Annotated in this window: 20 protein-coding genes; 12 read left to right on the top strand and 8 right to left on the bottom strand. The window is 73.5% G+C overall.

Annotated elements, in window-relative coordinates; translation table 11 throughout:
• The first annotated feature begins 30 nt into the window (after positions 1 to 30).
• Positions 31 to 1,137, top strand: coding sequence for an iron-containing redox enzyme family protein (locus AB0K10_RS20575; protein WP_363685658.1), 1,107 nt, complete (start codon positions 31 to 33; stop codon positions 1,135 to 1,137).
• A gap of 149 nt (positions 1,138 to 1,286) precedes the next feature.
• On the opposite strand, the gene AB0K10_RS20580 is transcribed toward AB0K10_RS20575, so the two are convergent.
• Positions 1,287 to 1,574, bottom strand: a complete 288-nt coding sequence (locus AB0K10_RS20580; RefSeq protein WP_363685660.1) for a CDGSH iron-sulfur domain-containing protein — start codon at positions 1,572 to 1,574, stop codon at positions 1,287 to 1,289.
• A 185-nt stretch (positions 1,575 to 1,759) separates the two neighbouring features.
• Between AB0K10_RS20580 and AB0K10_RS20585 the strand changes: the two genes are divergently transcribed.
• A complete protein-coding gene (locus AB0K10_RS20585; RefSeq protein ID WP_363685757.1) occupies positions 1,760 to 3,151 on the top strand; it encodes a hypothetical protein in 1,392 nt (463 codons plus the stop codon).
• A gap of 221 nt (positions 3,152 to 3,372) precedes the next feature.
• Complete coding sequence (locus AB0K10_RS20590) at positions 3,373 to 4,515, top strand: SigB/SigF/SigG family RNA polymerase sigma factor (protein WP_363685662.1); 1,143 nt, start codon at positions 3,373 to 3,375, stop codon at positions 4,513 to 4,515.
• A gap of 66 nt (positions 4,516 to 4,581) precedes the next feature.
• Here AB0K10_RS20590 and ctaD read toward each other — a convergent pair whose 3' ends face one another.
• From ctaD to AB0K10_RS20615, 5 genes are all read right to left on the bottom strand, one after another.
• Positions 4,582 to 6,573 (bottom strand): cytochrome c oxidase subunit I, encoded by a 1,992-nt coding sequence (ctaD, locus tag AB0K10_RS20595; RefSeq protein ID WP_363685664.1) that lies wholly within the window; start codon positions 6,571 to 6,573, stop codon positions 4,582 to 4,584.
• Between the two features lie 123 nt (positions 6,574 to 6,696).
• On the bottom strand, positions 6,697 to 7,425 hold the full coding sequence (locus AB0K10_RS20600) for an STAS domain-containing protein (protein ID WP_363685666.1): 729 nt from the start codon (positions 7,423 to 7,425) through the stop codon (positions 6,697 to 6,699).
• A gap of 112 nt (positions 7,426 to 7,537) precedes the next feature.
• Positions 7,538 to 7,984 carry a DUF4383 domain-containing protein gene (locus tag AB0K10_RS20605; protein WP_363685758.1) on the bottom strand — a complete coding sequence of 149 codons (447 nt, stop codon included), beginning with the start codon at positions 7,982 to 7,984 and terminating at the stop codon, positions 7,538 to 7,540.
• Positions 7,985 to 8,082: 98 nt separating this feature from the next.
• Positions 8,083 to 9,240, bottom strand: a complete 1,158-nt coding sequence (locus AB0K10_RS20610; protein WP_363685668.1) for a glycosyltransferase — start codon at positions 9,238 to 9,240, stop codon at positions 8,083 to 8,085.
• 46 nt (positions 9,241 to 9,286) lie between these two features.
• Positions 9,287 to 10,270: a glucosyl-3-phosphoglycerate synthase gene (locus AB0K10_RS20615; RefSeq protein WP_363685760.1), complete on the bottom strand. Its 984-nt coding sequence runs from the start codon at positions 10,268 to 10,270 to the stop codon at positions 9,287 to 9,289.
• Positions 10,271 to 10,493: 223 nt separating this feature from the next.
• Here AB0K10_RS20615 and AB0K10_RS20620 point away from each other — a divergent pair, with 223 nt between their 5' ends.
• The 7 genes from AB0K10_RS20620 to AB0K10_RS20650 all read left to right on the top strand — a co-directional run bounded on the left by AB0K10_RS20620 (position 10,494) and on the right by AB0K10_RS20650 (position 19,504).
• A complete protein-coding gene (locus AB0K10_RS20620; protein ID WP_363685670.1) occupies positions 10,494 to 11,504 on the top strand; it encodes a Gfo/Idh/MocA family oxidoreductase in 1,011 nt (336 codons plus the stop codon).
• Positions 11,497 to 12,585 carry a zinc-binding dehydrogenase gene (locus tag AB0K10_RS20625; protein ID WP_363685672.1) on the top strand — a complete coding sequence of 363 codons (1,089 nt, stop codon included), beginning with the start codon at positions 11,497 to 11,499 and terminating at the stop codon, positions 12,583 to 12,585. Before AB0K10_RS20620 ends, AB0K10_RS20625 begins: the two co-directional genes overlap by 8 nt.
• 49 nt (positions 12,586 to 12,634) lie before the next feature.
• Entirely contained in the window at positions 12,635 to 14,413 is a 1,779-nt protein-coding gene (locus AB0K10_RS20630; RefSeq protein WP_363685674.1) for an ABC transporter ATP-binding protein, read from the top strand.
• 88 nt (positions 14,414 to 14,501) lie between these two features.
• On the top strand, positions 14,502 to 16,793 hold the full coding sequence (secA2, locus tag AB0K10_RS20635; RefSeq protein WP_363685676.1) for an accessory Sec system translocase SecA2: 2,292 nt from the start codon (positions 14,502 to 14,504) through the stop codon (positions 16,791 to 16,793).
• Between the two features lie 179 nt (positions 16,794 to 16,972).
• Positions 16,973 to 17,713, top strand: coding sequence for a GAF and ANTAR domain-containing protein (locus AB0K10_RS20640; RefSeq protein WP_363685678.1), 741 nt, complete (start codon positions 16,973 to 16,975; stop codon positions 17,711 to 17,713).
• Positions 17,714 to 17,933: 220 nt separating this feature from the next.
• A complete protein-coding gene (locus tag AB0K10_RS20645) occupies positions 17,934 to 18,425 on the top strand; it encodes a DUF2231 domain-containing protein (protein WP_363685680.1) in 492 nt (163 codons plus the stop codon).
• A 314-nt stretch (positions 18,426 to 18,739) separates the two neighbouring features.
• Positions 18,740 to 19,504 carry a class I SAM-dependent methyltransferase gene (locus tag AB0K10_RS20650; protein WP_363685682.1) on the top strand — a complete coding sequence of 255 codons (765 nt, stop codon included), beginning with the start codon at positions 18,740 to 18,742 and terminating at the stop codon, positions 19,502 to 19,504.
• Positions 19,505 to 19,529: 25 nt separating this feature from the next.
• Here the strand turns inward: AB0K10_RS20650 and AB0K10_RS20655 are convergent, their stop codons facing one another.
• Together AB0K10_RS20655 and AB0K10_RS20660 are read right to left on the bottom strand one after the other, a co-directional pair.
• Entirely contained in the window at positions 19,530 to 20,480 is a 951-nt protein-coding gene (locus AB0K10_RS20655; protein WP_363685684.1) for a DUF3500 domain-containing protein, read from the bottom strand.
• Positions 20,481 to 20,512: 32 nt separating this feature from the next.
• Positions 20,513 to 20,905 (bottom strand): ankyrin repeat domain-containing protein, encoded by a 393-nt coding sequence (locus AB0K10_RS20660; protein WP_363685686.1) that lies wholly within the window; start codon positions 20,903 to 20,905, stop codon positions 20,513 to 20,515.
• 63 nt (positions 20,906 to 20,968) lie between these two features.
• On the opposite strand from AB0K10_RS20660, the gene AB0K10_RS20665 reads away from it, so the two are divergent.
• Together AB0K10_RS20665 and AB0K10_RS20670 are read left to right on the top strand one after the other, a co-directional pair.
• Entirely contained in the window at positions 20,969 to 21,346 is a 378-nt protein-coding gene (locus AB0K10_RS20665; RefSeq protein ID WP_363685688.1) for a signal peptidase I, read from the top strand.
• 115 nt (positions 21,347 to 21,461) lie between these two features.
• Complete coding sequence (locus AB0K10_RS20670; protein ID WP_363685690.1) at positions 21,462 to 21,917, top strand: cysteine dioxygenase family protein; 456 nt, start codon at positions 21,462 to 21,464, stop codon at positions 21,915 to 21,917.
• Positions 21,918 to 21,942: the final 25 nt, after the last annotated feature.

Consider the following 21,942-nt stretch of genomic DNA (forward strand, 5'->3'; position numbering starts at 1 on the left):
CAGTAGCGGCCCGACGACGCTGGAGGTCACATGCCGGAGCCCGCCGACCGCCGCTACGGTCCCGCGCGCCTGCCGCAACCACGCGGTCCGCTGTCCGCCGCGGTGACCGACGCGCTGCGCCGACCGCCGCACGACCTGCCGCCCGACCTGGGCGTCGACCTCGACCCGGCGGACCCGTTCAGCGACGAGGACCTGCAACTGACCCTGTTCCTCTGCTACGAGCTGCACTATCGGGGTTGGCACGGGGTGGACGAGGACTGGGAGTGGCAGCCCACGCTGCTGGCTCTGCGGGCACGCGCCGAGCGCCCCTTCGAGGCGGCGCTGCGCCGGCTGGTCGGCGCGCCGGCGATGCCGGCCGGCGGGGTGGCGGCCGGGCTGGGCGACCTGGTCGCGGCCGACGACGGTCCGCCGCTGGCCGCCACGCTCCAGCGACGCGCCGACCTCACCCAGTTCCGCGAGTTCGTCGCCCACCGCTCCGTCTACCACCTCCGCGAGGCCGACCCGCACAGTTGGGCGCTGCCCCGTCTCGGCGGTCCCGCCAAGGCCGCCCTCGTCGAGATCCAGACCGACGAGTACGGCAACGGCAGGCTGGACCGGATGCACGCCGAGTTGTTCCGGCGCACCCTCGACCGCTTGGGCATGGACACCGGCTACGGCGCCCACCTGGACGCGGTGCCCGCCGTGACGCTGGCGACCAACAACCTGATGTCGCTGTTCGGGCTGCACCGACGGCTGCGCGGCGCGCTGCTCGGGCACCTGGCGGCCTTCGAGATGACCTCGTCCCTGCCCAACCGCCGCTACGGCAACGGCCTGCGCCGGCTCGGCTTCGACGAGGTGGCCACCCGCTTCTACGACGAGCACGTGGAGGCCGACGCGGTGCACGAGCAGATCGCCGCGCACGACCTGTGCGGCGGGCTGGTCCGTGCCGAGCCCGCACTCGGCCCCGACGTGCTGTTCGGCGCGGCGGCGGCACTCGCGGTGGACCGGCTGTTCGCGGCGCACCTGCTGGACAGTTGGTCCGCCGGCCGCAGCTCACTGCGGTCACCCGTGCCGCCGGCCGTGCCGCCGACCGTCTCGCTCGCCGTGTCGGCGTCCGCCGCTGTGACGCCGCCGGCTGCCCGGCCCGTCGTCGTCTGACGGCCTCGACGGGCCTGCCGCAGTTGGGCCGGCGAGGCGCCCTGCCCGGCCTCCGTGTGCGTCCAAGGACGCGGCACAGGCGGTGGCCGTTCATCCTCGCTCCGTCGTCATGAGCGCGCTCGTGCGTCACGAGGCGCGGCGCCGTCGCGTCACGCCTCGCGGCCGGTGCCCGCGCGGAAGTTGACCACCTTGTGGGTGCCGTCGCAGAACGGCTTGAGCGCCGACTTGCCACACCGACACAGCGCCACCGTGCCGCGGCGGGCGTCGATCCGCTCGCCGTCCGGGGTGACCAGGGAGAAGTCGCCGCGGACCAGCAGCGGTCCATCCTCGTACGGGGTGATCGTGGCGGCGGAGTCGCCGGTGTCCTCGGTGTGCATGGGCCCGGAAGTGCCCGCCCCGGCGGCGACGAAACCCCGTGCGGACGCGGTGTGCCCCACCTGTCGGATCGTCCCCGCCGGCCCGCTCCCGCCGCCCGGGGCTGATCGTCGCCGAACGCCGCTGACCTGTGGATTGTTGCCGCCGGGTGGGTGATGCCCCGTTTGAACCCCATCGGGACGGGAAGCCGGGCCGCGTGGTGAGCGAACGAGGCAAGGTGGGCCCGGTGCACAAGGTGCACAAGGGGCTGACGGCCGACGGCGCCGGTCTGGCCGGCGACCGGGTCGTGGCCCAGGGCAGCGCCGCCCGGGTGCTGGTCGCCGCCACCGCCCGGGCGCTGCGCGGCGTGGACTGCGCCGACCTCGGGCACACCGGACCCGCGTCACGGTTTCCGGGCACCCCCGAGCCGGTACGCCGCGCAGCGGTGAGCCGGGCCGCCGGGCGGGTCGCCCTCACCGTCGAGCAGGTCGGCGAGGTGGATGCGGCACGCGTGGCCCGCTGGTTCGTCGACCAGTACCCGCGCCGGAGCTACCCGGGCGTACTCATCGGTTCGCCGCACGGCGCGGCGGCCCACCTCGCGGTGGCCCTCGGGGTGCCGTGGCTGCCCGCCGGCTTCGAGATGACCGCCCACTGGAGCGACGGCGCCGTGGACCGCCCGGATGCGGCTGTCGAACACGGCGGCGTACTCGCCGAGCGGCTGCTCGTCGGCAACCCCGACGTGCACGTGCGTCAGGTGCACTGCCCGGCCAGCCGAGGATCGCTGACCGGGGTCACCGTGTCGCTTGTCGCCCGCTGGCGGGCACTGCCGGCCGCGTACGCGCAGTTCCTGACCGACCGGCTGGACGCGGGCGCCCCGGTGCTGCTGGTACGCGACGCCCGCACCTGGCCCGTGTCGGAGCGCGGCCCGGGGCACAGCTACCAGGTCGGCTGCCCGGCCAGTGGGCTGGACCCGGTCGACTTCCACCCCGACAGCCACGCCCTGCGGCAGGTCCTGCGCGCCGTGGGCGGGGACGCCGCCGGGTGGACGCCGCCGGAGGTGTCGGCGCCGTCCGGCGACGCCGAGCACGGCATGGAGTCCGGGTTCGAGCTGGCGGCGCGGGACTTCGCGACCCGGCACGGGCACCCCTTGCACCGGGTGCTGACGCCCCGGCCGGCGGCGCTGAGCGCGGGTGTGGCCGACCTGTACCGGCGGTGGCTGCGGGCCGCCGGCAAGACCGGTGACCGGTTGGTGGTGGAATGCGGCCGACTGCTCGATCCGTGGCAGGTGGTACGGGCGGGGATGGTGCCGTACTGGTGTGAGAACGCCACCCGGCGCACGGTCGACGAGGCCGAGTGGTGGCTGGCCGGCAGCGAGGCGTTCAGCTCGGTGGACGTGCTGCCCGAACCTCCCGGGATGCGCTCACCCGCCCTGGCCGGGCTGCCGCAGTGGTTGGCCGTCGCGGGCTTCGGCAGGCGGCGGCGGGCGCTGGACCGGACCTCCGCCCGGGGTTATCCGGTGACGTCCGTGCCGACGCGCCGGGCCACCGAGGTCCTGCGCGCCCAGCCGTACGACCTGCCCGCTCCGCCCCCGCTGGGGGCCGTCGAGGCCCTGTCGGTGCTCCGCGACAGTGGCGGCCACCAGGGGTTGCTCGTCTCCTGAGGGGAGGACGCCGAAACTTCCTCGCGAACCCGGGGTCCCGTGATTGAGTACCTACGGAGCGGGAACATCGCTGGCTGCGACGGCCTGATTGCGCCGCGTACATGCGTTGTCGCCCGCTGGCATCCCAGTCACTGACCCACTTTCCGGCCCGGTGCGTGGCTCGACCACGCGCACGACCGGTTTCCCGATCCGGGCGGGGGACCTTCCTGAGGGAGGCGCGGATGTTCGGACAGACGAGCACGACCACGACCACACCACCACCCACCGAGCGCGGTCTGGAGGATCTGGACGCGGCGGCGCTGGCGTACGCGGCCCGCATCGCGGGGCTGCCGCCGGAGCGGCGGGGGGAGGCCCGGGACGACCTGGTGCGCTTCGCGCTGCCGTTCGCCGGGCGACTGGCCCGCCGCTACCGGGGCCGGGGGGAGCCGCTGGAGGACCTGGAGCAGGTGGCCCGCCTCGGGCTGGTCAACGCCGTCGACAGGTACGACCCGGAACGGGGTTCGTTCACCGCGTACGCGGCGATCACCATCGTCGGGGAGATCAAGCGGCACTTCCGGGACCGCACCTGGGGCGTGCACGTGCCCCGGCGGCTGCGCGACCTGATCCTCGAGGTGGGGCAGGCCACCGCCGCGCTGACCAGCGAGCTGTCCCGGGCGCCGTCGGTGGCTGAGCTGTCGGCCCGACTGGAGACGCCGCAGGAGGAGATCCTCGCGGCGCTGGAGTCGGCGGCCGGGTACAGCCCGGCGTCCCTGAACGCGCCGGTCGGCGGGGAGAGCTCCGCGGAGTTCGGTGACCTGGTCGGGGAGTCGGACAATGCGCTGGAGTCGGTCGACGACCGGGTGACGGTGAGCGGCCTGCTGCACCGGCTGCCGTGGCGCGAACGCCGCATCCTCGCCATGCGCTTCTACGGCAACCAGACCCAGGCGGAGATCGCCGCACGGTTCGGCATCTCGCAGATGCACGTCTCGCGACTGCTGTCGCGGGCGCTGACCTGGCTGCGGCAGGCGATGCTCGCCGACGCGCCGCCGCCGTGGCAGAACGGGGCCGCCGAACCGGACCCGGGCAAGACCCGCATCTCGATACGGCAGGACGGCGACGGGGTCGTCGTCGAGGTCGGCGGTGAGATCGACCGGGACGGTGCGGACCAGCTGCGCCGCGCGATGCTGGAGGCCGTCAACGGCCAGCCGAGCGAGGTCGTCGTCGACCTGGTCGGCGCGGGTGGCTTCGACGCCGGCGGGATCGCCGCGCTGATGGCGGGGCGGGACGCGGCGGAGCGTACCGGCGTGCCGATGCGGTTGACCCGGGTGCAGCCCGCGGTGCGCCGCTCGCTCACCGCCGCCGGCCTGGCGCCCGCCCGGGACTGACCGCACACGGACGAGCAGAAGGGCCGACACCCCGCGGGGTGTCGGCCCTTTCGCGCGTACCGGAGGTCAGTGCTCGTCGGTTTCGCCGTCGCTGTGCGGGTGCCGCCAGCGTTCGTGCGGTTTCGGCGCGTCCTCGGCGTCCTTCGGCGCGTCGCTCTGCTCGAAGCTCGGCCGGCGTACGCCCTCGGGCTCCGGCACGTCGACCGGACGGGCGCCGGACTCCGGTGCCGGTTGGTACGCGACCGCGTCCCGGGCGCCGTGCGCGCCCTCGGCGGCGGGCGACTCCGGCGCGTGGTGCTCCAGGTGAATCTCGTCGCCGAATTGCTGCGGCGGCTTGGTGGTGCGCTGCGGCAGGTCCCGGCCCAGGTCGGCGACGAGGGGACCGTACTTCAGGTCGAACGCCGGGCGTTCCGAGCGGATGCGGGGCATCTTGTCGAAGTTGCGCAGCGGCGGCGGGCAGGTGGTCGCCCACTCGAGGGAGTTGCCGAAGCCCCACGGGTCGTCCACCGTGACGATGGCGCCGTATCGCCAGGACTTCCAGGCGTTGTAGATGAAGAAGAGCGTGGACAGGCCCAGGATGAAGGCGAAGATGCTGGAGACGGTGTTCAGCGTGGTGAAGCCGTCGCTGGGCAGGTAGTCGGCGTACCGGCGGGGCATGCCCTCGGCGCCCAGCCAGTGGTGCACCAGGAAGGTGCCGTGGAAGCCGATGAACATCGTCCAGAAGTGCGCCTTGCCGAGCCGCTCGTCGAGCAGACGGCCGGTCATCTTGGGCCACCAGAAGTAGTAGCCGCCGAAGAGGGCGAAGACCACGGTGCCGAACACGACGTAGTGGAAGTGCGCCACCACGAAGTAGCTGTCGTGGGTGTGCCAGTCGACCGGAGGGCTGGCCAGCAGCACCCCGGTGAGGCCGCCGAGCAGGAACGTGACCAGGAAGCCGATGGCGAACAGCATCGGCGTTTCGAAGGTCAGCTGCCCCTTCCACATGGTGCCGATCCAGTTGAAGAACTTCACGCCGGTGGGCACCGCGATCAGGTAGCTGAGGATGCTGAAGAACGGCAGCAGCACCTGGCCGGTGGCGAACATGTGGTGCGCCCAGACCGTCATGGACAGCACGGTGATCGCGATGGTGGCCAGCACCAGACCGGTGTAGCCGAAGATCGGCTTGCGGGAGAAGACCGGGATGATCTCGGTGATGATGCCGAAGAACGGCAGCGCGATGATGTAGACCTCGGGATGGCCGAAGAACCAGAACAGGTGCTGCCAGAGCATCGGGCCGCCGGTCACGGCGTCATAGACGTGCGCGTTGAGCAGCCGGTCGGCCGACAGCGCCAGCAGCGCGGCGGCCAGCAGCGGGAACACCAGGATCACCAGCACGCTGGTGAAGAGCATGTTCCAGGTGAAGATCGGCATCCGGAACATGGTCATTCCGGGCGCGCGCAGGGTGAGGATCGTGGTGATCAGGTTGACCGCGCCGAGGATGGTGCCCAGCCCGGAGAGGATCAGGCCGACGACCCACATGTTCGCCCCCACGCCGGGGCTGTTCTCGACACTGCTCAGCGGGTTGTACGCGGTCCATCCGAAGTCCGCCGAGCCACCCGGCGCGAGGAACCCGCCGACCACCATGAGCCCGCCGAACAGGTACAGCCAGTAGGCAAGCGCGTTGAGGCGGGGAAACGACACGTCCGGCGCGCCGATCTGGATCGGCACGATGAAGTTGGCGAACCCGAAGGCCGCAGGCGTGGCGAACAGCAGCAGCATCACCGCGCCGTGCGAGGTGAAGAGCTGGTTGTACTGCTCGGACGAGAGGAACTGCAGGCCCGGGCGGGCCAGCTCGGCGCGCATCAGCATCGCCTGCAGGCCGGCCAACAGGAAGAACCCGAAGGACGTCAGCAGATACAGCAGGCCGATCTGCTTGTGGTCGGTGGTGGCGAGGAACTTGATCAGGGAGTTACCCGGGACTGGCGCCCGCAGGGCTCCGGGGAAGCCCCCGAAGCGGGCCGGTGCCAGGATCGCCGGGCCCCGATCGCGACCGGGTTCCGTGGTTACCCGCTTGGGCATGGCTGCTCACCCCGTCGTGACGGCAGAAAGGACGGGCGTGCCTACCCGACCCTCGCACCATGTAACCAGGCTGAAGCGGTAATTTCGGTCAGATCGCCGGTACCGGTCGAAGCACCCCGTGCCTCAGGTCGCCGGCAACATCGCCCAGACGGCCTTGCCCTGACCCGCCGGCACGCTGCCCCACCGCTGCGCCAGCTCGCGGACCAGCAGCAGCCCCCGGCCGCCCTCGGCCCGCAGATCCAGACCGGCGGGCTGGGCGGCGGCGCGACTGCCGTCCACCACGGCCAGGTGTAGGTACGGCCGGCGCAGCGTCACCGTCACCTGCATGGGGGTGCCCGCATGCCGGACCACGTTGCCGACCAGCTCGCTGAGCACCAACGCGGCCGGGCCCGCCGCGCCGGGTAGGTTCCACCGGGCGCAGGCGTCGCCGACCAGCTCCCGGGCCCGCCGGCAGGCCCCGGCCACCGGCTCCAGCCGGGCCCGCATCCGCAGCGTGCCTGTCGCGCCGGCCACCCGGGTCGCCTCGGCGCAGTCCTGCGACACCGGCACCACCCGGCACGTCGTCGACTCGGCAAGCCAGCGCGCGGCGACCGGCGGCGGCGCGCACAGCACCACCGGCACGGCCGGCCACTCCTCGGCCCGGCGGGCCGTCGCCGCGAACACCGACAGCGCCAGACGGTCCCGCACGGTAACCCGCGCGAGGTCGACCACCAGCGCCTCCGGCTGTGTGGCGAGGGCCCCGTCCAGCGCCTGGTGCACCGAGCGCATCGTGCCCAGGTCGAGGGCGCCGGTGAGCCGGACGACCGCCACCGGCGCGGCCTCGCGCACCTCGCAGGTGATCCGGCTGGTCATCGGCGGGCCCTCGATTCGCTGGTCGGGTCGGGATCTGCCCACTACCCGAGGCCCCGAGGCACCAAACCGCAGCGGTCCGACGGGCGATGCAGGTCACGCCCGGATGCGCAGGTCAGCGGCGTGCCCGCCCGGTCAACAGACCCAGCGCGATCAGGCCCAGGCCGAGGCCGAGGTGCAGCCAGCCGTCGGCGGCGTTGACCGGCAGGACGTTCGCGCCGGTGTCGTGGTCCACCGCCAGGCCGTAGAGCCAGAGGACCAGGTAGACGGCGCCGCCGCCGATGAGGAAGGTCCGGGCGCCGCTGACCGTGCGCGCCAGCGCGAGGCCGACCACCCCGAACAGCAGGTGTACGAGGTTGTGCAGCACCGACACCTGGAAGACGCCGAAGAGGAACGCGCCCGAGGCGTGCCCCGCGAAGCGCAGACTGTCCGTACCACTGGTGATCCCCGGGACGAAGCCCAGCACGCCGACCAGCAGGAAGAGCACCGACGCGGAGCTCGCCGCCCGGCGTACCGGTGGCTTGCCGTCGGCCGGGTTGGCCCGGGCCCGGGAGTGCGCCATCGGTCCGACCATCACCGGCTCCTCGCTGCGCGACGGGCGTGAGCGACGCGTCTACCCGTTGCCGCCGACGCGAAACGCGCCGACGGCAACGGGCGCGCTCAGACCGGTTGCAGGCGGGGCGCGGTGGCCAGGTCGCGGACCCGCTGGTACAGCTCGACGTAGCGCTCGGCCATCACCGCGGGCGTGAACCGCTGCGCGGCCACCCGTCGGCACTCGTCCGGGTCGAGCAGGTCGGCGGCGAGCACGAGGTCGTCCAACTCGGCCTCGTCGGCGGTGAGCAGGCCGGTGCGGCCGTGCTCGATCAACTCCGGCAGGCAGCCCCGACCGGTGGCCACCACCGGCGTGCCCAGGGCCAGCGACTCGACCACCGCCGTGCCGCCCGGCTCCTCCCAACGCAGCGGGAACAGCGACGCGCGGGCGCTGGCCAGCAGGTCGTCCCGCTCCTGCCCGGCCACGGTGCCGATCCAGCGCACCAGATCACCGTCGACGTGTGGCGCCACCTCGTCGAGGAAGAACCGCACGTCCGGGTTCTGCCGGGCCTCGTCGCCGGCCGCGGCCAGGTCGGCCGGGCGATGATACGGACCCACCGGACCGGCCAGCACCAGCGGTACGCCGATCCGCTGTGCGAGCCGCGCGCCCACGTCCTGCCCCTTGCCCGGGTTGATCCGCCCGAGGATGAGCAGGTGCTCGCCCTTCTCCGGGCGGGGCCGGCGGTCGGCGTCCACGGCCAGCGGCGTGGACAGGTGCACGTGACCGACGGAGTGCTCCCGCAGCGCGAGCGGCGCCCGGGCCAGCTGCGACGCCGAGACGCCGTTGACCCGGACCCGGTCGCCGCCGTCCAGGTTGCCGTACAGCGCGGGGTGCTTGGCCAGGTCCCAGTGCAGGGTGTGCAGGGTCGGCGGCCCGGACGGGCCCATCGCGGTGAGGGTGGCCAGCCCGACCGCCTCCACGTGGTCGTGGACCAGGTCGATGTCGTCGCGGGAGTGCAGCTCGCGGACCACCCCGGCCAGGTGCGCCTGGGCGATCCCGCAGACCTGGTTGTACGGCCGTTGCAACGCCGCGAACTGCCCGTCGGCGAAGACCGACACCTTCTCGTCCACCGGCAGGTCGCTGCTCTCCACCGAGGCGAGCACCACCCGTACGCCGAGTCGCCGCAGCTCCGGCACCAGGGTGGCGATGACGTTCTCGATGCCGCCGTAGCCGGGTGGGGGCACCGACAGCCACGGGCCGGCGTTCATCAACACGGTGAGACTCATCGGGGGCACTCCCGTACCGCGGTGGTCCGCGGGCGTACCTCGGCGCTCACGCCGCGGCCACCCGTCGGCGGGGGACCCGGTGGCGCAGCTCGGCCAGCGGGGGACGCTCCTCGATGGAGACGTCGCTGACCACGATCTCCCGGTCCAGGTTCGGCAGCGTGTCCGATCCGCCGCGGCGGAACTGTGTGAGCAGCGCCTCCGGCATCATGCCCGGGCTCGCCCAGCCGCGTCGTTGCAGCCGGGACCAGGCGGTCAGCATGATCTGCGCGGACATCCTGCCGAGCGCCGCCGTGTCCTGGTGGCGGTGCTTGCGCTCGCCCAGGTCGACCTGCGCCAACGCGTCCAGGCCGACCAGGTCCAGGAGGTCGATCATCATCGCCGTCTCCACGCCGTACCCGGAGACGAACGGCACCTGCGACAGCACGTCGCGGCGACCGGCGTACTCGCCGGCGAGCGGCTGCACGAAGCCGGCCAGCTCGGGCCAGAAGAGGTTGAGCAGCGGTCGGGCCATCAGCTCGGTCACCCGGCCACCGCCGTCCTGCTCCACGCTGGCGGTTCCCACCAGGGGCCGGTGATAGAAGCCCTTCACGAAGTCCACCGACGGATCGGTGAGCAGCGGCCCCAGCAGACCGGTGACGAAGTGCGGGCGGAACTCCCGCAGGTCGGCGTCGATGAACGCCACCACGTCGCCCTCGGCGGCGGCCAGCCCGGCCCAGAGCGCGTCGCCCTTGCCGGTGAGCCGGGGCAGGCCCCGGGTCATCGCGTCCTGGCTGACCACCTCCGCGCCGGCGGCGCGGGCCACCTGCGCGGTGCGGTCGGTCGACCGTGAATCCACCACGATCAGTTCGTCGACGAGAGCGACCCGATCCATCAGGTGTTCCCGGATGGTCGACACGATCGCGCCGACGGTCGCCTCCTCGTTGCGTGCCGGCAGCACCACGCTGACCCGGCTCTCCCCCTTGGCGCGCAGCAGCCGGCGTGCCGGCCAGTCCGACGCCGAGGTGGTCCGGTACGTGGCCCACGCCTCCACCACCGGTGACACGGTCGTATCCCGCACGGGCACCCCTCCGTTTCGTGCGTGGAACAAGCAGAGCTTCTAATTCCCACTCGCCACCACGCGCTAACCGTTCCCAGCGCAACAGCTTGATCACGATGGTGACATCGTGGCGTTCCCAGGGGATGAACGTTTGATTGCGCGCACCCCAGGGGACTGCTCCCAGCGAAGCCGAAACGTTCTCGAAAGAGGTTGTCGAATGGGTCGATGCCGGGTGGGTCTCGTGGGAGCCGGCGGGGTGGCACAACGTCACGCGCGGGTGCTGTCCGGGTTCGACGACGTCGAACTGGTCGGGGTGACCGACGTGGTGCCGGACGCGGCGTCCGCGCTGGCCGCCCAGCACGGCGGGCAGACCTTCCGCGACGTCACCGAGCTGCTGGCCGCCGCCCCGGACGCGGTGTACGTCTGCGTGCCGCCCTTCGCGCACGGCCCCGCCGAGGAGGCGGTGATCGACGCCGGGGTGCCGATGTTCGTGGAGAAGCCCGTCGCCGTCGACCTGGTCACCGCCGAGCGCGTCGCCGACCTCGTGGCCCGGCGTGGGCTGCGCACCGCGGTCGGGCACCACTGGCGCTACCTGAGCGTGCTCGACCAGGCCCGCGAGTTGCTCGCCGACCGTCCGGTGCGGATGGTCAGCGGCGCCTGGCTGGACAAGGTGCCGCCGGTCGCCTGGTGGGCGCGCCGCGACCGCTCCGGAGGCCCGGTGGTCGAGCAGGCCGCCCACGTGCTGGACCTCATCCGGGTGCTGGCCGGCGAGGTCACCGAGGTCACCGCGTACGGCAACGGCACGCCACCGCCTGTCGACGGCGCCGACATCGACTCGGTGACCACCGCCGCGCTGCGCTTCGCCGACGGGGCGGTGGGCACGCTCAGCGCGGCCTGCGTGCTGGGCTGGAAGCACCGGGCCGGGCTGGAGATCCTGGCCGACGGGCTGGCCCTGGCGCTGACCGAGGACGGTCTGCTGATCCGCGACGCCGACGGCGAGCGACACGTCCCCGCCGATCCGGAGGCCGCCCGGGTCGCGGTGGACCGCGCCTTCGTCGACGCGGTACGCGGCGTCGGCGACGACGTGCGCGTCCCGTACGCCGAGGCGCTGAAGACCCAGCGACTGGCCCTCGCGGTGGCCGACTCGGCCCGCACCGGTCAGACGGTACGCCTCGGCGCGCCCGCCGAGTCGGTCGCGCTGACCAGCGGGGTGAGCGTCGATGCGTGATCGGGTGGTCACGGTCACCGCCCCCGGCCGGGTGGAACTCGTCGAGCAGGAGGCCGCGGCGCTGCGCCCCGGCACCTTCCGCGTCGAGACGCTGTTCAGCGGCGTGTCCGCCGGCACCGAGCTGAGCTACGTCAAGGGCACGAACCCCTACCTGAACGTCACCTGGAACGCCGACCTGGGGCTCTTCCAGCCCGGGGAGGCCAGCACCCCGTACCCGGTGACCCGACTGGGGTACATGCAGGTCGGCCGGGTGGTGGAGAGCGCCACGCCAGCGGTCCCGGTGGGTGCCGTCGGTGCGATGACCTACGGGCACCGCACCGGCTGGCTTGCCGACCCGGTGGCCGAGCGGTTCGTGCCGCTGCCCGACGACCTCGACCCGCTGCTCGGCGTCTACGTCGCGCACATGGGCCCGATCTGCGCCAACGGCCTGCTGCACGCCGCCGCCGACCTGCACGGCGGGGACGTCCGCTCGCTCGGCGACGGTGTACGCGGCCGGCGGGTCGCCGTGGTCGGCGCCGGCGTGGTGGGTCTGCTGACCGCGCTGCTGGCCCAGCGGCACGGCGCCGCCTCGGTGGTGGTGCTCGACCCCACCCCGCGCCGCCGCCAGGTCGCCGAGGCGCTCGGCCTGGAGACCCTCGACCCGGACGCGGACGACCCGGCAGTGGTGCTCAAGACCCGGTGGGCCCACACCGCCGGTGACCGGGGCGCCGACGTCGTGTTCCAGTGCCGGGGGCAGGCGTGGGCGCTGCAGCTCGCGCTGCGGACGCTGCGCCCGCAGGGCACCGTGATCGACCTGGCGTTCTACCAGGGCGGCGCGGACGCGGTCCGCCTCGGTGAGGAGTTCCACCACAACGGGCTGGCGCTGCGCTGCGCCCAGATCGGGCGGGTGCCGCGCGGACTCGCGCCCACCTGGGACCGGGAACGGCTCTCCGCCGAGACCATCGACCTGCTGCGGGCGTACGGGGACGTGATCCGCAAGCATCTCGTCTCGGCGGTGGTGCCGTTCGACGAGGCGCCCACCCTGCTCACCGACCTGGCCGAGCGTCGCCGCCAGGAGTTGCAGGTCGTCCTGGCCACGTGACCCGCCGGAGCGCGCCCGCCGGGTGACACGGCGGGCTACCGTTCCCGCCATGAGCACCCCGAAGGACCGGCCGGTCGGCGACGCACCCGCGAGCCGACCGGTCGGTCTGAGCGCGTTGCTGCCGTACCTGCGGGAGCACCGCGGCACCCTCGTCGCGGTGGGCGCGCTGTCGCTGGCCGGCTCGGCGGCGTCGCTGGCCCAGCCTCTGCTCACCCGCTCGGTGCTCGACCGGATCGGCGCCGCGCACCCGGTGTCCGGGCTGGTGGCGGTGCTGGTGGCGCTCGTGGTGCTCGGTGCGGCGATCGGCGGGCTGCGCGACTACCTGCTGCAACGCACCGCCGAGGGGCTGGTGCTGGGCACCCGGCGACGGCTGGCCGGTCACCTGCTGCGGCTGCCCATCGCCGAGTACGACAAGCGGCGCACCGGCGACCTGCTCTCCCGGGTCGGGTCGGACACCACCCTGCTGCGGGCGGTCGTCACCTCCGGGCTGTTCGAGACGGTCACCGGGGCGGTGATGGTGCTCGGCGCCGGCACCGCGATGGTGCTGCTCGACCCGCTGCTGTTCGGCGTCACCCTGCTCGGGGTGGCGCTGGGGCTCGGCTTCGCCGCCACCTTCGCCCGCCGGGTCCGTGCGCTGGCCCGCCTCGCGCAGGAGCGGATCGGTGAGATGACCTCGGCGGTGGAGCGGGCCATCTCGGCGGCCCGGACCATCCGGGCCAGCCGCGCCGAGAGCCGGGAGGCGGAGACCGTCACCGGCAGCGCCCGCCAGGCGTACGCGGCGGGGCTGCGGGTGGCCCGGGTGCAGGCGCTGATCGGCCCGATCGGCTCGGTCACCGTGCAGGGAGCGTTCCTGCTGGTGCTGGGCATCGGCGGGGCGCGGGTCGCCGCCGGGGCGATCTCCGTCGGCGACCTGGTCGCCTTCGTCATGTACCTGTTCCTCCTGGCCCTGCCGCTGGGCCAGGTGCTGCGCGCGTACACCCAGTTGCAGTCCGGTCTGGGGGCGTTGCAGCGGATCGAGGAGATCCTGGCCGTGCCGGCGGAGGGCGCGGCGGACCGGCCGACGGCCCGGACCGCCACGACGACCCCACGCCGGCCCGCCCCGATGATCGAGTTCGACCGGGTCGGGTTCGGCTACCCGGGCGGCACTCCGGTGCTGCAGGACGTCAGCTTCGCGGTGCCGGCCGGCACCCGTACCGCCCTGGTCGGTCCCTCGGGCGCCGGCAAGTCGACGCTGCTGGCCCTGGTGGAGCGCTTCTACGAGGTGAGCGCCGGCGCGGTCCGCGTCGACGGGACCGACGTGCGGGAGCTGCCCCGCGACGCGCTGCGCGCCCGGCTCGGGTACGTCGAGCAGGAGGCGCCCGTGCTCGCCGGCACCCTGCGCGAGAACCTGCTGATCACCGCTCCGGACGCCACCGACGACCGGCTGCGCGAGGTCCTCGACGAGGTGAACCTGCGCCACCTGGAGCAGCGCACCGCTCAGGGCCTGGACGTGCAGGTGGGGGAGGGCGGGGTGCTGCTCTCCGGGGGCGAGCGGCAGCGGCTGGCCATCGGGCGGGCGCTGCTGGCCGGCCCGCCGGTCCTGCTGCTCGACGAGCCGACCAGCAACCTCGACGCGCGCAACGAGGCCGCGCTGCGCCGGGCCATCGACGCGGTGGCCGTCCGCCGGACACTGCTGATCGTGGCGCATCGGCTCGCCACAGTGGTGGACGCCGACCAGATCGTCGTGCTCGACGGCGGCCGCGTGGTGGCGGTGGGCACCCACGCCGAGCTGACCGCCACCGACCCCCTCTACCGGGAGCTGGCCACCCACCAACTGCTGGTCGCCTGACCCCACGAGGACCCGGAATCGACATGCCGGCGGATACCCGACCGGCCGGGCCGCGCAAGGCGGCCGGAATCGCGTACCGTTGCCGCTCATGGGTGTGTCGCAACGGTTCAAGAGCAAGTTCCGGCGGTTCCTCCAGCGCCCGGGATCAACCGTGGATCTTGCTCCGCTGGAGAAGCTGCTGCCGGCGATCGAGGCGCGCGAGGATGACCTCGCCGCGCTGGACGACGCCGAGCTGACCGAGGCCGCCGGGGCCGCCTCCGGCTACGAGGAGATCTGCGCCGTCGGCCGCGAAGCCGCCCGCCGGGGCCTCGACCAGCGACCGTACGACGTGCAGCTGCTCGGCGCGATGGCGCTGCTCTCCGGCAAGGTCGCCGAGATGGCCACCGGTGAGGGCAAGACGCTTACCGCGGCCATCGCCGCGTACGGGCATGTCCGACTCGGCAACGGGCCGGTGCACGTGCTCACTGTCAACGACTACCTGGCCCGCCGCGACGCCCAGTGGATGGAGCCCATCTACACGCTGCTCGGCCTGACCGTCGGCTGGGTCAACGAGGCGTCCACGCCGCAGGAGCGGCGCGACGCCTACGGCTGCGACGTCACCTACGTCTCGGTCAGCGAGGCGGGCTTCGACTACCTGCGCGACCAGCTGGTCACCGACGTGGCCGACCGGGTACAGCCCGCACTGACCACCGCGATCATCGACGAGGCCGACTCGATCATGATCGACGAGGCCCGGGTGCCGATGGTCCTGGCCGGCGCGGTGCCGGGCGAGCAGGATCCGGTGCACGCCGCCGCCGCGCTGGTGCGGGGCCTGCGCAAGGGCAAGCACTACACGGTCGCCGAGGACGGGCGCAGCGTCGCCTTCACCTCCGCCGGCCTGGCCGCCGTCGAGGCCAAGCTCGGCATCGACCTGTACGACGAGGAGCACGTCGAGCAGCTCTCCGCGGTCCACGTGGCGCTGCACGCCCAGGCTCTGCTGCACCGCGACGTGGACTACATCGTGCGGGACGGCTCGGTCGAGCTGATCGACGAGATGCGCGGCCGGGTGGCCCAGCGTCGCCGCTGGCCCGACGGGCTCCAGGCGGCGGTCGAGGCCAAGGAGGGCCTGGACGCCACCGCCGAGGGTGAGGTGCTGGGCACCATCGCCGTGCAGGCGTTCATCGCGCTCTACCCGAAGGTGTGCGGCATGACCGCCACGGCGGTGCTGGTCGGCGACCAGTTGCGCGAATTCTTCGGCCTCGAGGTCGCGGTGATCCCGCCGAACACCCCGTGTGTCCGCGAGGACGAGCCCGACCGGATCTACGCGACCCGCGCCGAGAAGGACGAGGCGCTTATCGACGAGATCCAGCGCTGGCACGCCAAGGGGCGGCCGGTGCTGGTCGGCACCCTGGACGTGAAGGAGTCCGAGGGGTTGGCCGCCGGGCTCAACGCGGCAGGCGTGTCCTGCGTGGTGCTGAACGCCAAGAACGACGACGAGGAAGCGGCGATCATCGCCGAGGCCGGCGCGTACGGCGCGGTGACCGTCTCCACCCAGATGGCCGGCCGGGGCGTCGACATCCGGCTCGGCGGCAGCGACCAGGCCGACCAGGAGCGGGTGACCGAGCTGGGTGGCCTCTACGTGATCGGCAGCGGCCGGCACGACAGCCGCCGCGTCGACGACCAGCTACGCGGCCGCGCCGGCCGCCAGGGCGACCCGGGTGGCTCGGTCTTCTTCGTCAGCCTGGAGGACGACCTGGTCGTCCGGCACGCCGCCGACGCGATTCCCCCGTCGCCGCGGATGAACGCCGACGGCCTCGTCACCGACGAGCAGGTCGACTACGCGGTCGAGCACGCCCAGCGGGTCGCCGAGGGCGTCAACCACGAGATCCACCGCAACACCTGGCGTTACAGCGTGGTGATCGAGCAGCAGCGCATCGCCCTGGCCGCCCGTCGGGAGCGGCTGTTGACAAGCGACGTGGCCGCGCTGATGCTGCTGGACAAGATGCCCGAGAAGGCCGGCGAGATGGACGAGGATCTGCTCGCCCGGGTGGCCCGCTCGATCGCGCTCTTCCACCTGGACCGGCTCTGGGCCGAGCACCTGGCCGAGCTGTCCGAGGTCCGCGAGGGCGTGCACCTGCGCGCGCTGGGCCGGCTCGACCCGCTCGACGAGTTCCACCGGGCAGCGGTGCCGGCGTTCAACAACCTCGTTCCGGAGATCGAGGCCCGCACCATCGCCACGTTCACCGAGACCGAGTTCGACGAGGACTGGACGCCCGAGGACGGCACCCTGATCCGGCCGACCGCCACCTGGACGTACCTGGTGCACGACAACCCGTTCGGCTCCGAGCTCGACCGTTTGATCGCCTCCATCGGGCGGCGGCTCAGCGGCGCGTCGCGCTGACCTCGCCTTCGGGGCCTCTGCCACACCGCTGAGGTGTGGCAGAGGCCCCGCCTTACGCCGTTTCGATCCCGGTTTGCGAGGGTAGTAGGGCGGGTCGGTCACGGCGGAAGAGAGCAGACCATGGCACAGGTGACGATGTCGGCGGGATGCACGCGAGGGCGTACGAGGGCAGTGGAACGGTGAACGTGGACACGCGGGAACCGGTGGTCGAGCACCTCGGCGTGCTGGAGACCGCCGCGCTGTTGCGGGAGCTGACCGCCGGCCTCATCGCGTTGACCGATTTCGACGAGGCGTTGCTGGCGCTGGTCCGGGTCACCCGCGACGCGGTGGCCGGGGTGCGCTGGTGCGGCTTCACCGCCCTGCGGGCCGGCGAACCGGCCGGCGTGGCCGCCTCCGACGAGCGGCTGGCCGGCCTCGACGACCTGCGCCACGGGCCCGACTCGCCGGCGATGAGCGCCATCAGCCGCCGCGAGATGATCCTCGCGGCGGACCTGGCCGGCGAACCACGCTGGCCGGCCTGGACGCCACGGGCCCGAGACCTCGGCGTCCGCGGGGTCATCTCCGCTCCGGTGGACATCGACGACCAGGTCATCGGGGCGATCAACCTGTACGCCGCCGCGCCCGACGTCCTCACGCCTCAGCACCAGTTGACCGCGATGCTGCTCGCCGAGCACGCTGGTCTGCTGCTGGCCGCAGTCCGCGACCGGAGCCGCCGGCAGGCGCTCGTCGGCGAGCGGGACGCCGCGCTCCTGCACGACGGTGTGGTCGGGCAGGCCATCGGCGTGATCATGACGCAGCGCGGGTGCCCGCCGGCCGAGGCCCTCGACGTGCTGCGCACCGCCGCCTCGTCCCTGGACATCCCGCTGCGCGAGGTGGCCGAGCGCCTCATCCGGACGGTCTCCCGCCCCCGTGAGACCTGACCGGCCCTGTCGCCGTGGCGGCGCGCGTTGATCGACTCGGTTTCCGGGAAGTCGGGGTGTCCGAGCCGTGCGGACAGCGCGATTTCCTGGAACCCGAGTGGATCAGGCTGCCGGGTGCCCGTTCTCCCGGTCGGCGGCGAGTCGGGCGGCGTCGTTTCGTGCGGCGGGGGGTCGGGTAGCACCCTGGAGTCGTGAGCTGCGCCGACCCCGGGGAGGACCGATGCAGAGCCGGCTGCGCGTGCAGGGGCATCCCATCCAACCGATGCTTGTGACGTTCCCGCTCGGCCTCTTCGTCAGCGCCACCGTCTTCGACCTCACCGACGTCGCCGGCGGGCTGACGTTCCTCGGCGAGGTCGGCTACTGGACCGGCGTCGCCGCCCTGGTCGCCGCCGCGATGACGGCGGTCGCCGGCATGGTCGACCTGTGGGACGTGCCTGTCGACGGCACCCGCCGCACCGCCATCGCCTTCAACCTGGTGAACGCGGCCATGGCCGGCCTGTTCCTGGTCACCTGCCTGGTGCGCGCCCACTCGCCGCAGCGCGGCGCGACGATCGCGATCCTGGCCACCGAGCTGGTCGCGCTCGCCGCCGGTGGCGTGGGTGTGCGCCTGGGCGCGCGGCTCATGCGTCAGTTCGACGCCGGCCGGGCCGAGACCGGCAGTCTGGACGCTCTCGCCGGCGGCACCGTCGAGGTCGCCCGCCCCCGCCCGTGACGGGCCCGGCTCATGCGCCGTGACGGGTTCGCCGCACGCGCCGTGACAAGCCCGGCTCATACGCTGTGACGGGCCCGGCGCACGCGCCGTGACGCGCCCGGCTCATGCGCCGTGACGAGTCCGGCGCGCGCCGGCAGAGTCCCGGCGGCCCTGTGCGCGCGCGGCGGCAGAGTCGGCGGACGCGCGCCGGCGGAATCGGCGGGCGCGCGCCGGCGGAATCGGCGGGCGCGCGCGCCGGCAGAGTCCCGGCGGGCCGGCGCGCGCGCCGGCAAATGGGTTGCCCGCCGGGCGGCCGGGCGGTGAGGCTGACTCCCATGAGCGCCGAACGTGATGCCCACGAGTTGATCGCCGAGGCGGCCGCCGCGCCGGTCGCCGGTTGGGGCTTCGACTGGCTGGCCGGCCGGGCCACCGAGGAACGCCCACCCTGGGGGTACGCCCGGCTGGTCGCCGACCGGATGGCACGCGCCGACGCCGCGTTGGACGTGGACACCGGCGGCGGCGAGGTGCTCGCCGAGATTCCGCACCCGCCGAAGGTGCTGACGGCCACCGAGGCGTGGCCGCCGAACGTCGAGATCGCCCGGCGTAACCTGCGCCCGCTCGGCGCGACGGTGGTGGCGGTCGCCCCCGACTCGGCGCTGCCGTTCCGCGACAACGCCTTCGACCTGGTGGTCAGCCGCCACCCGGTAGGCACCGACTGGGCCCAGACGGCCCGGGTGTTGCGCCCGGGTGGGACGTACCTGTCCCAGCAGATCGGGCCGGGCACGATGCGGGAGTTGAGCGAGGCGATCCTCGGCCCGCTGCCGCCCCCGCAGTCGCGGCACCCCGAAACCGCGGTGGCCGTCGCCCAGGCCGCCGGGCTGCGGGTGGTGGACCTGCGCCGGGCCACGCTGCGCGCGGTCTTCCACGACATCGGCGCGGTGGTCTGGTTCCTGCGCAAGGTGGTGTGGACGGTGCCCGGCTTCACGGTGGACCGCTACCGTCCCGAACTGCTCGCGCTGCACCACCGCATCACCACTGAGGGCCCCTTCATCGCCCACGCCCAGCGCTACCTCATCGAAGCCACCCGCCCCACCTCGTGAGATTTCCCGACCGTTGCCGGGGGTGTCAGTGCGGGTGAATCTGGTGGTGGGTGGCCAGGATGTCCGCGCCGAAGTCGCTGGCGGGGCGGCGGAGCACCGTGTGCGCGTGGTTGCCGTCGTCGGTGGTGTTGTCGTACTCGATCAGCAGGTCGTCGCCCTGCACCCGGTAGTAGTGCCGCTGGCCGGGCCTGGTCGGGCCGGCCCAGGCGAAGTGCAGCGGGCCGCCCCCGACGCGGGCGGCCTCGACGACGGCCAGCTCGGGAGGCAGCCGGTCCAGGTAGAGCGCGACGACCTGGTCGAGCAGCGCGCGACCGGTCGGGCCGAGGCGGTCGGCCGGCACGCCGAGCGGTTCCAGGGGACCGTCGACTCGTCCGCGGGTGGCGCTGATGATGTCCGTGGGCGCCTCGTCGGCGATGATCGCGGCTGCCCGGCCGGCCGGCCCGAGGGCGTCGAGCAGGGCGCGGGCCAGGTCCTCCTCGACGCCGAGCGGTCGGGAGACGGCGTGCCCGGCGTAGCGCACCGCCGCAGGGTTGGCCCCGAAGAAGATCGGCGCGGGGGAGACCTGGTCGTCGACCACGGTCATGGTCACCGACAGGTGGTGCCCTTCGAGCCGCCACGCCCAGCGGTCGTCGCGCGCCGGGTCACCGAACACGGCGATCCAGTAGTCGCCGCTGTGCCGCCCGCGGTGCCAGCCCTCGGCCCGGTCGAGGACCTCCTCGAGCGCGATGATCGCCATGGCCTGGGCGTACGCCGTTGGGCTGAGCGCGGTGGCCAGCAGCCGGTGCGCGGCCTTGCGGCCGGCGACGTCCAGCTCGGCGAGGCAGACGCCGGGGCGAGGGCGGGGCCGGTACTCCAGCCAGCGTCGGGCTGACTCGTCGTCGAACGGGTACACGGCGCCGATGCGGGGCGCGGGATCGAGCGCGGCCAGCAGCGCGGTGCCGGCGGCACGCATCTGTTCGGGCAGGGGATCTTCCACCGACCCTGTATACCGGCCCGACCCTGGCCGCGTCAGCCGGCCCGCAGCAGAGCGGCCATCTCCGGCAGGTCGAAGAACTGCGCGGTCTCGATCGCCGACGGGGTGCCGTGCGCCGGGTCGGCGCCGGCGGCGAGCAGCGCGCGGACGGCGTCGGCGCTGCTGCGGAAGACCGCTGCGGCGAGCGCGGTCTGCCCGCGGTCGTTGGCCCGCGTGTGGTCCGCGCCGCGGGCCAGCAGGGCGGCCACCGTGTCCGGGTGGGAGTGGTAGGCGGCAAGAATCAGCAGCGTGTCGCCCTTGTCGTTGGTCAGATTGACCGGCAGGCCGGCGTCGACCTGGGCGGCCAGCTCCTCGGTGGAGCCCGCCCGGGCCAGGTCGAACATCCGGTGCGCGAACGCCAGCGTCTCGGCGTCAAGGTCCTCGGTCACCGGTCCAGGGTAGTCGCCGAGGTCCTGATAGGTTGCTCGGCCGACGCGGTGGGGGAGGCTTCGATGGGCGAGACGGTCTACGTGGGCAACGCGGGCGTGGACGGCGCCGGCAACGGGGGCTGGCTGCTCGGGCACTTCGCGCCGCCGGACGAGATCCGGCACAGCACCGACGTCGAGGTGAAGTGGGGCGTGCATCCGCCCGGAGAGGCCCGCTCACGGTGGGCGACAGGTGAGCGCCGCACCACGCTGCTGGTGCTTGTCGACGGGTGCTTCCGTGTCGAACTGCCGGACCGGACGGTACGGCTGGCCATTCCCGGCGACTACGTGGTGTGGGCGCGGGGAGTTGATCACTCCTGGTACGCGGAGCGGGCCTCGGTGGTGCTGACCGTGCGATGGCCGTCGCTGCCCGGCTACCGGGTGGACCCCCCGATCCTGCGCTGAGCCCGAGCGGACGTGCGGATCGCCTCCCGGCATGTGGAATTACCTACTAAACCTATAGGGTTTGCCGGCTAGAGTACGGGGGCACCCCGCCGAACGACCCGCTGAGGAACCACCGATGACCCACGATCGCCTGGCTCTTGACCTGCTTGCCGTCGCCGCCCGGTGGGCCGACCCGGCCGGCTGGCCGGTCGCGCTGCGCTTCGACCCCATCGAGCGCTGGTACGCCCGGCTCGCCACCGCCGACGACCACGAGGTGTGGGCCCTGAGCTGGCTGCCCGGCCAGGGCACCGACCTGCACGACCACGGCGGCTCCGCCGGCGCTTTCCGGGTGGTCGCCGGCGCCCTCACCGAGGAGACGGTCGCGCGGGGAGAACTGCGCCCTCGTCTGCTGCCCGCCGGCGCCGGCCGCCGCTTCGGCGCTCGCCACGTCCATCAGGTCACCAACCGCGGCCCGGAGCCGGCGGTCAGCGTGCACGTCTACCGGCCGGCGCTGCGCCGGATGACCCGCTACCACCTCCTCGACGGCCGCCTGCGGGTCGCCGAGGTCGCCGAGGCCGGCCGGTCCTGGTGAGCCTCTCGTTCGCACCGCCCCCTCG

Source organism: Micromonospora sp. NPDC049274 (genome assembly GCF_040678875.1).
Classification (GTDB): domain Bacteria; phylum Actinomycetota; class Actinomycetes; order Mycobacteriales; family Micromonosporaceae; genus Micromonospora.

What these genes read in the sequence shown, in the direction of transcription:
- AB0K10_RS20590 (WP_363685662.1), top strand. Translation starts at nt 3,373, where the DNA reads ATGTTCGGACAGACGAGCACGACCACGACCACACCACCACCCACCGAG.
- AB0K10_RS20575 (WP_363685658.1), top strand. Translation starts at nt 31, where the DNA reads ATGCCGGAGCCCGCCGACCGCCGCTACGGTCCCGCGCGCCTGCCGCAA.
- AB0K10_RS20670 (WP_363685690.1), top strand. Translation starts at nt 21,462, where the DNA reads ATGACCCACGATCGCCTGGCTCTTGACCTGCTTGCCGTCGCCGCCCGG.
- AB0K10_RS20620 (WP_363685670.1), top strand. Translation starts at nt 10,494, where the DNA reads ATGGGTCGATGCCGGGTGGGTCTCGTGGGAGCCGGCGGGGTGGCACAA.
- AB0K10_RS20610 (WP_363685668.1), bottom strand. Translation starts at nt 9,240, where the DNA reads ATGAGTCTCACCGTGTTGATGAACGCCGGCCCGTGGCTGTCGGTGCCC.
- AB0K10_RS20630 (WP_363685674.1), top strand. Translation starts at nt 12,635, where the DNA reads ATGAGCACCCCGAAGGACCGGCCGGTCGGCGACGCACCCGCGAGCCGA.
- AB0K10_RS20600 (WP_363685666.1), bottom strand. Translation starts at nt 7,425, where the DNA reads ATGACCAGCCGGATCACCTGCGAGGTGCGCGAGGCCGCGCCGGTGGCG.
- secA2 (WP_363685676.1), top strand. Translation starts at nt 14,502, where the DNA reads ATGGGTGTGTCGCAACGGTTCAAGAGCAAGTTCCGGCGGTTCCTCCAG.
- AB0K10_RS20625 (WP_363685672.1), top strand. Translation starts at nt 11,497, where the DNA reads ATGCGTGATCGGGTGGTCACGGTCACCGCCCCCGGCCGGGTGGAACTC.
- AB0K10_RS20605 (WP_363685758.1), bottom strand. Translation starts at nt 7,984, where the DNA reads ATGGCGCACTCCCGGGCCCGGGCCAACCCGGCCGACGGCAAGCCACCG.
- AB0K10_RS20650 (WP_363685682.1), top strand. Translation starts at nt 18,740, where the DNA reads ATGAGCGCCGAACGTGATGCCCACGAGTTGATCGCCGAGGCGGCCGCC.
- ctaD (WP_363685664.1), bottom strand. Translation starts at nt 6,573, where the DNA reads ATGCCCAAGCGGGTAACCACGGAACCCGGTCGCGATCGGGGCCCGGCG.
- AB0K10_RS20645 (WP_363685680.1), top strand. Translation starts at nt 17,934, where the DNA reads ATGCAGAGCCGGCTGCGCGTGCAGGGGCATCCCATCCAACCGATGCTT.
- AB0K10_RS20665 (WP_363685688.1), top strand. Translation starts at nt 20,969, where the DNA reads ATGGGCGAGACGGTCTACGTGGGCAACGCGGGCGTGGACGGCGCCGGC.